The following is a 13,398-nucleotide window of genomic DNA, read 5'->3' on the forward strand; positions in this document are numbered from 1 at the left end:
AATCGTCAACAATCTTTGATGGAATGTAAATTCCATTTTCCTTAGAAAGGAGGTGATCCAGCCGCACCTTCCGATACGGCTACCTTGTTACGACTTCACCCCAATCATCTATCCCACCTTAGGCGGCTGGCTCCAAAAGGTTACCCCACCGACTTCGGGTGTTACAAACTCTCGTGGTGTGACGGGCGGTGTGTACAAGGCCCGGGAACGTATTCACCGCGGCATGCTGATCCGCGATTACTAGCGATTCCAGCTTCATGTAGGCGAGTTGCAGCCTACAATCCGAACTGAGAATGGTTTTATGGGATTTGCTCGACCTCGCGGTTTTGCTGCCCTTTGTACCATCCATTGTAGCACGTGTGTAGCCCAGGTCATAAGGGGCATGATGATTTGACGTCATCCCCACCTTCCTCCGGTTTGTCACCGGCAGTCACCTTAGAGTGCCCAACTGAATGCTGGCAACTAAGATCAAGGGTTGCGCTCGTTGCGGGACTTAACCCAACATCTCACGACACGAGCTGACGACAACCATGCACCACCTGTCACTCTGTCCCCCGAAGGGGAACGTCCTATCTCTAGGAGTGTCAGAGGATGTCAAGACCTGGTAAGGTTCTTCGCGTTGCTTCGAATTAAACCACATGCTCCACCGCTTGTGCGGGCCCCCGTCAATTCCTTTGAGTTTCAGCCTTGCGGCCGTACTCCCCAGGCGGAGTGCTTAATGCGTTTGCTGCAGCACTAAAGGGCGGAAACCCTCTAACACTTAGCACTCATCGTTTACGGCGTGGACTACCAGGGTATCTAATCCTGTTTGCTCCCCACGCTTTCGCGCCTCAGCGTCAGTTACAGACCAAAGAGTCGCCTTCGCCACTGGTGTTCCTCCACATCTCTACGCATTTCACCGCTACACGTGGAATTCCACTCTTCTCTTCTGCACTCAAGTCCCCCAGTTTCCAATGACCCTCCACGGTTGAGCCGTGGGCTTTCACATCAGACTTAAAGGACCGCCTGCGCGCGCTTTACGCCCAATAATTCCGGACAACGCTTGCCACCTACGTATTACCGCGGCTGCTGGCACGTAGTTAGCCGTGGCTTTCTGGTTAGGTACCGTCAAGGTACAAGCAGTTACTCTTGTACTTGTTCTTCCCTAACAACAGAGTTTTACGATCCGAAAACCTTCATCACTCACGCGGCGTTGCTCCGTCAGACTTTCGTCCATTGCGGAAGATTCCCTACTGCTGCCTCCCGTAGGAGTCTGGGCCGTGTCTCAGTCCCAGTGTGGCCGATCACCCTCTCAGGTCGGCTACGCATCGTCGCCTTGGTGAGCCGTTACCTCACCAACTAGCTAATGCGCCGCGGGCCCATCTGTAAGTGACAGCGTAAACCGTCTTTCAGCTTTTCCTCATGAGAGGAAAAGGATTATCCGGTATTAGCTCCGGTTTCCCGAAGTTATCCCAGTCTTACAGGCAGGTTGCCCACGTGTTACTCACCCGTCCGCCGCTAACTTTAAAAGCAAGCTTTTAAAGTCCGCTCGACTTGCATGTATTAGGCACGCCGCCAGCGTTCGTCCTGAGCCAGGATCAAACTCTCCAATAAAGAGTTGATTAGCTCATTGCTAAACTCTAGCTTTTTATTACTTTTTTTGTTTTACAACATTCGTTATAAAACGATTATTGTTGACGTTTGTTCGTTCAGTTTTCAAAGAGCAATTTAGTTAGCCGCTCAAGAAGCGACTTTCCTAATATAACATCTATTAACTATCAATGTCAATAGTATTTTTAAAATTCTTTTCCGTCATTTACTTTAACATTTCGTGTTGTTTCAGCGACGGATATTAATATAACATTGTTTAAAGTTAACCGTCAATACTTTTTTTAAAAAATATTCCATTATTAAAAAGGAGTACCATTTCTATAAGAAGAATGTTTTTCTCCAAATAACATACACTTAATTAATATTTAGTGTTTACAATAAACCGTTATAGGATATTATACTTTAAGTTTTTAAAAATCGTAGAATTGTTTTCAATAATTTCCCCTAGCACCTTGTAGCCTTGTTTAATTTCCTGTTCTTTATATAGTGAGAATTAATAATCAACCACGACACTTGACTACAATAAATTAAATACAGGAGAGGAAACATAGAATGGATATTAATATAGATTTTTTATTAAAAATAGGTATTTCCGCTGGTTTCGGATTGATCATTGGATTAGAGCGAGAAATTAAACGTAAACCTGTAGGTCTAAAAACTAGTCTTGTAATAAGTATTGTGAGCTGCTTATTAACTATTATTTCGATTGAAGCAGCCTATAAATTTCCTGGTAGCGATCAAGTTAATATTCAAATGGATCCGTTACGTTTACCGGCTCAAATTGTTTCTGGGATCGGTTTTTTAGGTGCTGGAGTTATACTGAGAAGAGGAAATGATAGTATTTCTGGATTAACTACAGCAGCTTTAATATGGGGAGCAGGAGGCATAGGGATTGCAGTCGGAGCAGGATATTATATAGAAGCTTTAATTGGGGTTGTCCTTCTATTAATTAGTGTTAAATTTATACCATTTTTCATGAGTATGATTGGTCCTCGTCAGTTGAGAGAAAAAGAAATTAAAGTAAAACTAAAAGCTGACCAAAAGGAAAATGTCTCAACTATTATTAAGGCGATACGTAATTTAAGAACAGGAATAAAACATATACGAATTAAAGATTTAGAAACGGGAGAACATTCTATTTACCTTATTATCATAGTTGATCAAAAAAGAGAAATAACAGATGTTTATAGAGATGTTTCTGACATTCATGGAGTGAAAGAAATTGAAATAGAGAGTTTAAATTAATTTCAATCATTAAAAAGGAGAAGGTTCATATACCCCTCATTTGAACCTTCCTTTATAGGTATAGAAATTTCCTTACATATTATTCCTTCATTAACTTGAAATTTTTCAGTATACTCATTTTCAATAAATTCTGCTAATCTTTTAGTTTTATAAAGGGTTCTATTTATTCCAATCCAATAATTCATTCAACCACTTGAAGTTTTTATTTAATTTTGTATAATGTATATAGATATTATTATGGGGGCTTAGCTCAGCTGGGAGAGCGCTTGCATGGCATGCAAGAGGTCGTCGGTTCGATCCCGATAGTCTCCACCATATTTTTCATAACCTAACGGCGATAATAGTCGTTTTTTTTATTTTATTTTCTAAAAGAGAGCAAGCTATTCTCTGAGAGGTTTCCTCTTAATCCCACAATAAATCATTTGTTAGCCCCCTCCTTTTCTTCCCTAATTTTACAGCTGAATTTCCTGTCTATAAATTTTCATTAAATTTTTTTTATATTTTACTGGATTATATAGATTATTTGACGCACATTATGTATAATCAGCCTTATTGAAATTTTTTAGGTAGTATTAAAGGAGGTTATTCATGTTGGGAAAAGCATTAATTATTGGTGCTGGCGGAGTGGCAAGTGTTGTCGCACATAAATGCTGTCAAGTACCAGATGTATTCGAAGAAATTTGCATTGCAAGCAGAACACTTTCAAAGTGTGAAGCAATTAAAGATAAAATTGATGGTGGCAAAACAAAGGTTACTGTTGCTCAAGTTGATGCTGATAAAACAGAAGAAGTAATCGAGTTAATCAATAGCTTTAAGCCAGAAATAGTAATCAACGTTGCATTACCATACCAAGATTTAACTATAATGGATGCGTGTCTAGCTACTGGGGTCCATTACTTAGATACTGCAAACTATGAACCACCTGAAACAGCTAAATTTGAATATAAATGGCAATGGGAATATAAGCAAAAGTTTGAAGAGGCTGGCTTAACCGCGCTCCTTGGAAGTGGGTTTGATCCTGGAGTAACAGGTGTTTTCACGGCTTATGCACAAAAACATCATTTTGATGAAATTAATTATATAGATATTGTTGATGCTAATGGCGGAGACCATGGCTATCCATTTGCTACAAACTTTAATCCAGAAATCAATATTCGTGAAATTACAGCGAACGGAAGATATTGGGAAAACGGCGAATGGATTGAAACACCACCACTTTCTGAAAAAAGAGAATATAATTTAGACCAAATTGGCCCTAAAAACATTTATCTTTTATACCATGAAGAACTAGAATCATTAGCAGTAAATATTAAAGGACTTAAGAGAATCCGTTTCTGGATGACTTTCTCTGATAATTATCTAAACCACTTAAAGGTTCTTGAGAATGTTGGAATGACATCTATTGAACCAATTAATTATGAAGGAAAAGAGATTATCCCATTACAGTTTTTAAAAGAAATTCTCCCTGATCCTGCATCACTTGGACCTAGAACAAAAGGGAAAACCAATATCGGCTGTATCATTCAAGGTACAAAAGATGGAAAGCCTAAAACTTATTATGTATATAATATTTGTGATCACCAAGAATGTTATCGCGAGGTAGGATCTCAAGCAATCTCATATACAACTGGTGTTCCAGCGATGATTGGTGCCATGCTTATCATGAAAGGCCAATGGAAGCGTCCAGGCGTATACAATGTAGAGGAATTTGATCCAGATCCATTCATGGATGCATTAAATAAATATGGATTACCATGGCAGGAGAACTTTTCTCCAACTCTTATAGATTGAGAGGAATGAAATGAAAAAGATTGACTTTACAAAAGCTCCATCACCAAGTTACGTAGTGGACGAGCGTCTTTTAACAAGAAACTTAGAAATTTTACAGTCTGTACAGGAACGTACAGGGGCAAAAATTCTACTTGCATTAAAGGGGTTTTCCATGCACTCTGTATTTCCTCTAGTGGGTAAATACTTAGCAGGAGTAACATCCAGTTCGTTATTCGAAGCTAGACTTGGCTATGAGAAAATGGGAAAAGAAGTACATGCATATGCACCTGCATATGCAGAAAGCGAATTTGATGAATTACTTCAATATACAGACCATATCGTCTTTAATTCGCATAGTCAGTGGAATCGATTTAAAGATAAGGTTCAAAAAGCGGGGAAGAAAATTGATGTAGGTCTTCGAATCAATCCTGAATACTCAGAAATTGAAACACAGCTTTATAACCCATGTGCTCCTTATTCTCGATTTGGTATTACCTTAGATAACTTTAATCCAGAAGAATTAGATGGAATAGATGGACTTCATTTTCATACGATGTGTGAGCAAAATTCGGATACTTTAAAACGCACGATAAAAGTAGTCGATGAGAAGTTCGGCGAATATATAAAAAAAATGAAGTGGATTAATTTTGGTGGAGGACACCATATTACTCGTCCAGATTATGATATTGAAACTTTAGTTGAATCTATATTATTTATAAAAGAAAAATATAATGTAGATGTTTATTTAGAACCAGGCGAAGCCATTGCATTGAATACAGGTTACTTAGTATCCACTGTCCTTGATATTGTTCATAATGGAATGGATATTGCTATACTTGATACATCAGCAACTTGTCATATGCCAGATGTACTTGAAATGCCATATCGACCTAATATTATTGATGCTGGGAAGCCTGGTGAAAATGAATATACCTATAGACTTGGCGGTATGACGTGCTTAGCCGGAGATGTTATTGGGGATTATTCTTTCAAAAAACCACTAAAGCCTGGCGATAAAATTGTATTCTGCGACATGGCCCACTATACAATGGTTAAAAACCATATGTTCAACGGCGTTAATTTACCTTCTATTGCTTCTTATAATGAAGAAGAAGGCTTAAAAGTTGTTCGCCAGTTTGTCTTCGAAGATTACAGTAATCGCTTATCTTAATTGAAATGATTCAAAAAGCGGATGTTTAAAAGGGGTTTTCCCCTTAAACATCCGCTTTTTATTTGTTACGCAACTCTCTATACATCTTTAAAGAAAACACGGTAAGACAATGGTAACTGCAGTTCCCCATCCCTCTTTACTTTTCACTACCATATCTCCTTTATTTTGCTTGAGAAGCTTTAAACATATCGTTAAGCCTATGCCAGTTCCTTTTTCTTTGCTTGTATAATACGGTTCTCCAATCCTAGCTAGTCTTTCTTTACTTATTCCGTCTCCATTATCAATTATTCTAATTCTACAAAAATCATCTTTTTGGTCGAGTATTGCTTTTACTTTCCCTGTTTGAGGTTCAATTGCCTCTATACTATTTTTCAATATATTTAATAAAACTTGTTTAAATTGAGAATTATCAATTGAAGCTATTATTTCTTTATTCTCTCTATTTTCTAAGATGATCTCTTTATTTTGTTCATTAGCCAGGGCATGAAATAGGACTTTTAGATTTTTTAATTCTAAAAATGCTTTTGTAATCGGAAGAGCATTATTATCATTTTCTTTCGCCTCAGGTTTACTTAGTATAAGCAACTCTTTTAAGACTTCATTAATCCGATCAATTTCATCCAGTAATATCGTTTCATAGCCAGAAGCATCGTTTTTTTCCTTCAAAAGCTGGATAAACCCTCTAATAGTTGTCAACGGATTTCGAATTTCATGGGCAACACTGGCAGCCATCTCTCCTACCACTTTTAATTTTTCAGAAGAAATCATTAGTTGTTCATTATGCTTCTGATCCGTAATATCATGTCCAAAATAGATATGATATTCTTCTCCAGTACTATGTATAAGTTCCTTTTTCCCCCATATAATAAAATAGTTCTTCCCGCTGCTATCGACAAATCGATGCGGTTCGTCTGTCTCCATATTAATACGTTTTTCTATATAAGAAAATGGACGCCCTAACCAATTATTGTTTTCAAGCGATAATAGCTTTAAGAAGGAAGGATTCATTTTTACTATTTGTTCCTTCTTATTTTTAACTAATAAATAATTCGGGTTTATATCCATAATAGCTTCGAGTAACTCACTTTGCCTCGATAACTCTGCATTCATATTATTCAGATGTGTCGATTGCATTTGAAAAAAGCTTAAAAATAAAATAACTGCCGCTATCAAAGAGTTAAAACTAGAGAAAAATAATGGAATAAAAATAAAACCACTAAATACACCATTAATATAGATGATTAAAACAGCGATTACAAATTTGATATAAAAGCTTTTATAAATGGGATCCCTAATTTTAAAGGAAATCACCAATAAAATGATAGTGTTCAAATATAATAAAACAATATTTAAGATGAATAATACATTCCACTTTCCGTAAATAGGAAGAATATACTTAGAAGAAAGTAAATTTCCATCCATAACAATAAAATCCTTCACACCAAGGCTAGTAAAATTAATAAAATAGGCAAATAAACTATATAAAATTAAAACGTATAAAAATGGCTTATTAAACAATACTCTAAATCGTTTAAACTCTTTATGTTCACTTACTAAATAATATGAAAAATAATACATAACTGGCATTATACAAATAGTTCCTAGCCGGAATATTTTAAATAAGAGTTCAATTGTCCCCTGACTTAAGAAATCTCCTGCATATAAAACTGCGATATCCATTTGCCAGAAGGAGAGCATACATAAGAAAAGAGATAAGGCTTTTGTTAATTGAGACTGTGAATAAAAAATAATAGTCACAGAAATAATGAGTGGGACTAACGAAACCATCAATAATAATATAGCTTCCACTTTATGCTCCTCCTTTTGTTATCATCGCGCACCCATTATTTCCTCCATATCCATGTGCTGTTATTAAAACGCGATCAACATCTTCTGTAATTAGCTGTGTCACTATTGGATAATCTCGATAATAATCATTTATTTCCTGACTTATGGTTGCAGGAATAAAGCTTTTTTTGATACTTATTAAAGAAGCTATTATTTGAAAAAGCGGCGAAACTCCCATTGCATGCCCGACCGTTCCCTTAATGGATGTAATAGGAATCTTAGATCCTGCAAAAAACCTCTTATATACACCGATTTCAATATGATCATTTTCCATTATTCCTAAAGCTTGACTATTTATGTAGGTTGGCATATTCTCTTGTAAACATTCAGCAACTGCTTTTTCCATAAGCAAACCTGTTGAGTCTGACTGAAAAGGAGAGATAGCGTCCTGTGTTACACTTGTAGCTTCTACTTTTCCTAATATGGATGCATGACGCTGAATGGCTACTTGCTCATTTTCAACAATTAAAACACCTGCTCCTTCCGAAATCGAAAATCCTTTCCCACCTGAAAATGGCCCAAAAGAGGGTTGAGGATTATTTCCAGCTTGTAAAACACGATGTGGAAGGAACCCTTTTATTATAGGATCACAAATTGATTCATCACTAGCACCAACTATGCAAACATCAATTTGATTTGACTCAATTAATATTCTCGCTAAATTTAATGCATCTATACCCGATGTACAACTATTTGCCAATGATAATGCTATACCATTTAACTGCAAATAAGCACTAATGCTAGAAGATAGAGAATTAGCATTCATATTTCCAATAGTATAAGGAGAAAGCCTCTTGCCTTTTTCCAAAGAAAAAGTGGCTTTACTGATTTCTGCTAAGCCACCAGCCGAAGAACCGACAATGACCGCTGTTCGATAGTCTCTAACGCTTATATTGGCCTGTTCTATTGCTTCTTTACATGCATGGAGAATCATACGAACAGGTTTAGACATTTTTTCTTGCCTTTTATGTACCTTGTTTATTTGCTCTTCCCTCACTCTACCTGTGTATATGTATTTCCCTTCATATTTCTCCTGTTTCAACATACTTTTATTACTTTGAAGCACTGTCATAAACTCTACTATATTGGAAAATCCTGCTCCTATTATTCCCATTCCAGTAATAACTGCTTTCATCTTAATTCTCCTATAAAAGTATTCATATATATATTACTATGAAAATCGTTTTACAGCAGTAAATTCCGAGAAATTTCTAAATTGCCACAAAACAAATAAAAAACTGCACGAAAGTATTTCCACCTTATAAGATAAATTGGCTAATTTCTTCGAGAACAAAATAATTAGCTTTATTCTATCCTATAAAGTTAAAATCTAACGTGCAGCCTATTCTAATCCTTTTTACTTACTGATACCCATTTTCTCTATCAGATGCTTCATCTTGGATTTCTTCTCTAAACGACTGAACTGCAGCTTCTCTTCTTTTATTCTTTTGTTGAATCATTTCTTTTTCATCAGAACTCGCATTTACCAGCGTTTCTTCTGCTTTATCGATATTTTCTAACGTGTTTTGTACCATGTCCTGTAATTTTTCTACATTATCAGAACGATTATCAGGGTTTGGCTTTTGATAACTCATGATGATTCCTCCTTCCTAATACACTACGTATGTATTTTGGTTATCTACGGAATTTTTTATACAAAGCTTCTCAACAAATGTAACCTACCATTTATTAACAAGAACTACTTTTCCAACAGCTTTGCCTGATTCTAAATATTCATGCGCTTTACTAATTTCCTCGAAAGAAAATGTTTTTTTATCAAGTAGTGGTTTTAACTTATTTTCTTCTACTATCTTCGTGATATTGCGTAAAATATCCCCATGCTCTATTCGCGAATCCTCATTAAGCATCTTGAGAAGCATAAATGTTACATGTAACGAAAGCCCCTTTGAATGTAAAGGAGTTAAATCATGTGTTGATCTGGCAGCAATGGTTAAGACACTTCCATTTAAAGCTGCTGCTTCAAAGGATTGGTCTAGATTTCTACCGCCGACAGTATCAAAGATCAATGGATAGCCTTTTCCATCCGTATATTTATCAATATATTCTTTCACCGACACATCTCGATAATTAATAATATAATCTGCACCTATTTTTTTAACAATCACTTGCTTTTCTATGGTTGAAACGGTTGTAGAAACAATAGCTCCGGCCCATTTAGCGAGCTGAATGGCAATATGGCCGACCCCGCCTGCTCCACCATGAATAAGGATATTATCTCCTTTCTTTAATCCCCCCTTAGTAAACAATGATTCCCATGCAGTTATCCCAACAAGAGGGATTGCAGCTGCCTCTTCCATAGTGATATTTCTTGGTTTATGTGCTAATAGTCGATAATCAGCAATCATATATTCAGCCAATGCACCTTGTAATCCCTTAAAACCGCCAGCACATCCATATACTTCATCACCAATTTGAAAGGATTGTACCGCTTCTCCTACTTCTTCAATAACGCCTGCTACATCTCCGTGTAATATAGCGGGAAAAGACGGAGAAACACCTGGTACTGCTCCACTTCTCACTTTAATATCAATAGGATTGACACTAGTAGCTTTTACTTTTATTCGGACTTGGTGTGGCAATAGATCAAGTGTTTCTATTTCCTTCAACTTAAATACCGTAGACTCACCAAATGCTTCAATTATCATCGCTTTCAATGAAAATCATCTCCTTTCTCTCCATATTACCGAATATAAACGATTTTTTCGAAAATTTAGTATTAAAATTTTAATTATTTACTTACCAACTCATAAAACGTTTCTATTTCATTAAAAATGGATATTAGTATCTTATATCTATCATAATAACAATATCATTATCGATATTGATCGAGGAGGATACTAAAATGAATGACCTTAAAAATAAAGTAGCGATAATTACCGGGGCAGCTTCCGGGATTGGAAAAGCAGCAGCCATCTCACTTGCAAATAAAGGAATGAAAGTAGCACTAGTAGACTTAAATGCTGATGAGCTAGAAGAAGTGAAAGCAACGATTAATAAAAAAGGTCAAGAAGCGATCTCATTAGAAGCCAATGTCGCAGAGCCTCCTTCCATTCAACAGGCTATTGAGGAAACCGTAAAAAAATGGAATAGAATAGATACAGTTTTTATTAATGCGGGAATTAACGGGGCAGTGTCTTCTATTGAAGACCTGACACCCTCTGAATGGGATACAACCATTGAAACAAATTTGAAAAGTACATTTTTAACTGTTAAATATAGCATTCCCCATATGAAAACCAATGGTGGCAGTATTATTATAACAAGCAGTATTAACGGAAATCGCATTTTTAAAAACTTCGGAATGTCTGCTTATAGTACATCGAAAGCTGGACAAGTGGCATTTGGAAAAATGGCGGCATTAGAATTAGCCCAATACAAAATAAGAGTCAATATGATCTGCCCTGGAGCAATCGATACAAATATAGAAAAGAATACTTTTAAAGATGAAGAACACTTAAAAGAAATAACTATCCCTGTTGAATATCCAGACGGGAACCAACCATTGTCCCAGCAATCTGGAAGCGCTCAACAAGTAGCTGATTTAGTTTATTTCTTAAGTTCTGACTTATCTAATCATATTACTGGTACAGAAGTATATATAGACGGCGCTGAATCTCTCTTATAAAATTCAAAAACCTGCCTATTTTGTTATTGGTAGGTTTTTTTATGCTAAAAAGTTGTCATGACTCTATCTGGCTCAATGAGATATTTTTTCTTTTCGCTATGCTAAAATAAAGAAAATACGAAAAAGGAGAATCACTAGATGAATGAAATCATACAACATTTAAAAAAACATCGATCTTATCGTAAATATCAAGATAAAGAAGTAAGTTTGGAATCACTGCACTCAATTATGGAAGCAGCACAAAGTGCCCCTTCTTGGATTAATGGACAGCATGTTACAGCCATCTTGGTTCGAGATAAGGATAGAAAGAGACATTTAGCTGAATTATGCGGGAATCAAAAGCATGTTGAAAATGCTCCGGTCTTCCTCATCTTTTGTGCTGATTTCTATCGAGCAAAGTTAGCTAGTGAAATGGAAGGAAAGGAGTTTAAAGCAATCGATGATGTTGATACGCTCTTAATTGGGGCTACGGATGTTGGTCTGGCCATACAAAATGCCATTACTGCTGCCGAGTCACTCGGGTTAGGAACAGTTCCCATAGGAGGTATTCGTCGGAATTCTTTAGAGGTAATTGACTTCTTGCAATTACCTAGCTATGTCATACCAATTGCTGGACTCTGCCTTGGATATCCTGATGGGGATCCCGGATTAAAACCTAGATTACCTTTACAAGGTGTTCTTCATGAAGAAAAGTATGATAGAAATCAACAGGAAATGCTTGAAAAATATAATCAAACATACAGCGAGTATTTAAAGAACAGAGGGGAAACCCCAGTGGGATGGACCAATCGCATTGCAAACTTTTATGATAAATCCTACTACCCAAGTAATGCTAAAATGATTAAACAACAAGGATTCCTAGCGAAAGATATGCAAGATAACAATTAAAATGAAAGTAGCTATTATTAAAATGGTTCTCATATACCCGTTTTGTAATAGCTATTTTCTTTATTTTATTTAGGGAAACTTATTCCAAAAGTAGTCCCTTTTTCTAACATATGCACTATCCATTTCGCGTTAGAGAGGCAAAAACTTCTTAATTTATCCTTAAAATACTACCCTTTCTTTCATCTAAAAAAGGCAGCTTTCCTCTCCTTCAATAAAAGGAAAAGGAATAACTGCCTCTTTTTTATACCAGTTTAGATTACTTCTGGAAGAATAAAATAATTCGCTAGTTTAGCATTTACATGTGTCTGCCAATGATGTAATGGTACTCCATTCTTCTCTAATATTTTATAGGCATGAACCCACGCACTCATCTCTGCGTTGACACGATAAGACCAATCATGCAACCATTTATCATGATCGAGGTCGCCATTGACATAATCAATAACATGGCCAATTTCATGTGCAAGTGCATAGATATTTTCCAATGAAAATTGATAAGGAACCGTTATATACATATTTGTATTAAAACTAATTTTTTTTGTCGAATCATATACAACTTTGCATCCTAATTCTTCAGCAACCTCTACTACTTTCATAAATTTTTCTCTCGTAACTTTCATTCACATTTTCCCCTTTACCAAAATTTTCTATACCAAAAAATATATATTTATGTTTATTATGTTCAAATTCGGCTATATAACCAATGTAACGTTAATTAAAAATCTTTAATAGGAGTGATAGAAATGGCAGACAACAAAATGAGCAGAGAAGAAGCAGGTAGAAAAGGCGGAGAAGCTACTTCTAAAAATCACGACAAGGATTTTTATCAAGAAATCGGACAAAAAGGTGGACAAGCTACTTCTGAAAACCACGACAAAGAATTCTACCAAGAAATCGGTAAAAAAGGTGGAGAAACCACTGCTGAAAACCACGACAAAGAATTCTACCAAGAAATCGGTAAAAAAGGTGGAGAAACCACTGCTGAAAACCACGACAAGGAATTCTACCAAGAAATCGGTAAAAAGGGTGGAGAAGCTACTTCTGAAAACCACGATAAAGACTTCTACCAAGAAATTGGTCGAAAAGGTGGAAATTCACGTAACGACAATAATTAATAGATACAGAAATATCCACTCACCCATAGTAGGATATGGGTAACAACCAAGTGGAAATTCCACCAAAACTAGTTAAATAATTAAAGTAATGAAGGATAAAAACTGAGAAACAACCATTTAAGTGG

11 protein-coding genes, 1 tRNA gene and 1 rRNA gene are annotated in these 13,398 nt (G+C 36.2%); 7 read left to right on the plus strand and 6 right to left on the minus strand.

Going from position 1 to position 13,398, the window contains the following annotated elements:
• Positions 1–45: 45 nt before the first annotated feature.
• Positions 46–1,593 (minus strand): 16S ribosomal RNA (locus MHH96_RS24690).
• Between the two features lie 549 nt (positions 1,594–2,142).
• On the opposite strand from MHH96_RS24690, the gene MHH96_RS24695 reads away from it, so the two are divergent.
• The 4 genes from MHH96_RS24695 to nspC all read left to right on the plus strand — a co-directional run bounded on the left by MHH96_RS24695 (position 2,143) and on the right by nspC (position 5,776).
• On the plus strand, positions 2,143–2,835 hold the full coding sequence (locus MHH96_RS24695) for an MgtC/SapB family protein (RefSeq protein WP_047942178.1): 693 nt from the start codon (positions 2,143–2,145) through the stop codon (positions 2,833–2,835).
• Between the two features lie 239 nt (positions 2,836–3,074).
• Positions 3,075–3,150: transfer RNA gene (locus tag MHH96_RS24700), tRNA-Ala, on the plus strand.
• Positions 3,151–3,426: 276 nt separating this feature from the next.
• Positions 3,427–4,626 carry a saccharopine dehydrogenase family protein gene (locus MHH96_RS24705; protein WP_047942343.1) on the plus strand — a complete coding sequence of 400 codons (1,200 nt, stop codon included), beginning with the start codon at positions 3,427–3,429 and terminating at the stop codon, positions 4,624–4,626.
• 10 nt (positions 4,627–4,636) lie between these two features.
• Positions 4,637–5,776: a carboxynorspermidine decarboxylase gene (gene nspC / locus MHH96_RS24710; protein WP_047942180.1), complete on the plus strand. Its 1,140-nt coding sequence runs from the start codon at positions 4,637–4,639 to the stop codon at positions 5,774–5,776.
• 87 nt (positions 5,777–5,863) lie between these two features.
• Here nspC and MHH96_RS24715 read toward each other — a convergent pair whose 3' ends face one another.
• From MHH96_RS24715 to MHH96_RS24730, 4 genes are all read right to left on the minus strand, one after another.
• Positions 5,864–7,585 carry an ATP-binding protein gene (locus MHH96_RS24715; RefSeq protein WP_053215670.1) on the minus strand — a complete coding sequence of 574 codons (1,722 nt, stop codon included), beginning with the start codon at positions 7,583–7,585 and terminating at the stop codon, positions 5,864–5,866.
• A 1-nt stretch (position 7,586) separates the two neighbouring features.
• A complete protein-coding gene (locus MHH96_RS24720; protein ID WP_047942181.1) occupies positions 7,587–8,759 on the minus strand; it encodes a beta-ketoacyl synthase N-terminal-like domain-containing protein in 1,173 nt (390 codons plus the stop codon).
• A gap of 226 nt (positions 8,760–8,985) precedes the next feature.
• Positions 8,986–9,219, minus strand: a complete 234-nt coding sequence (gene tlp / locus MHH96_RS24725; RefSeq protein WP_047942182.1) for a small acid-soluble spore protein Tlp — start codon at positions 9,217–9,219, stop codon at positions 8,986–8,988.
• A gap of 84 nt (positions 9,220–9,303) precedes the next feature.
• Positions 9,304–10,299 carry a zinc-dependent alcohol dehydrogenase family protein gene (locus tag MHH96_RS24730; protein ID WP_061799008.1) on the minus strand — a complete coding sequence of 332 codons (996 nt, stop codon included), beginning with the start codon at positions 10,297–10,299 and terminating at the stop codon, positions 9,304–9,306.
• A 188-nt stretch (positions 10,300–10,487) separates the two neighbouring features.
• Between MHH96_RS24730 and MHH96_RS24735 the strand changes: the two genes are divergently transcribed.
• Both MHH96_RS24735 and MHH96_RS24740 read left to right on the plus strand, forming a co-directional pair.
• Positions 10,488–11,270: an SDR family oxidoreductase gene (locus MHH96_RS24735; RefSeq protein ID WP_047942184.1), complete on the plus strand. Its 783-nt coding sequence runs from the start codon at positions 10,488–10,490 to the stop codon at positions 11,268–11,270.
• A 138-nt stretch (positions 11,271–11,408) separates the two neighbouring features.
• Complete coding sequence (locus tag MHH96_RS24740) at positions 11,409–12,158, plus strand: NADPH-dependent oxidoreductase (RefSeq protein ID WP_047942185.1); 750 nt, start codon at positions 11,409–11,411, stop codon at positions 12,156–12,158.
• Between the two features lie 251 nt (positions 12,159–12,409).
• Here the strand turns inward: MHH96_RS24740 and MHH96_RS24745 are convergent, their stop codons facing one another.
• Positions 12,410–12,778, minus strand: a complete 369-nt coding sequence (locus tag MHH96_RS24745; protein ID WP_047942186.1) for a hypothetical protein — start codon at positions 12,776–12,778, stop codon at positions 12,410–12,412.
• Positions 12,779–12,901: 123 nt separating this feature from the next.
• On the opposite strand from MHH96_RS24745, the gene gsiB reads away from it, so the two are divergent.
• Positions 12,902–13,273, plus strand: a complete 372-nt coding sequence (gene gsiB / locus MHH96_RS24750) for a glucose starvation-inducible protein GsiB (protein ID WP_047942187.1) — start codon at positions 12,902–12,904, stop codon at positions 13,271–13,273.
• Positions 13,274–13,398 lie beyond the last annotated feature (125 nt).

Origin of the sequence: Niallia sp. FSL K6-0212, assembly GCF_038007605.1 — a bacterium.
Classification (GTDB): Bacteria; Bacillota; Bacilli; order Bacillales; family Cytobacillaceae; genus Niallia; species Niallia circulans.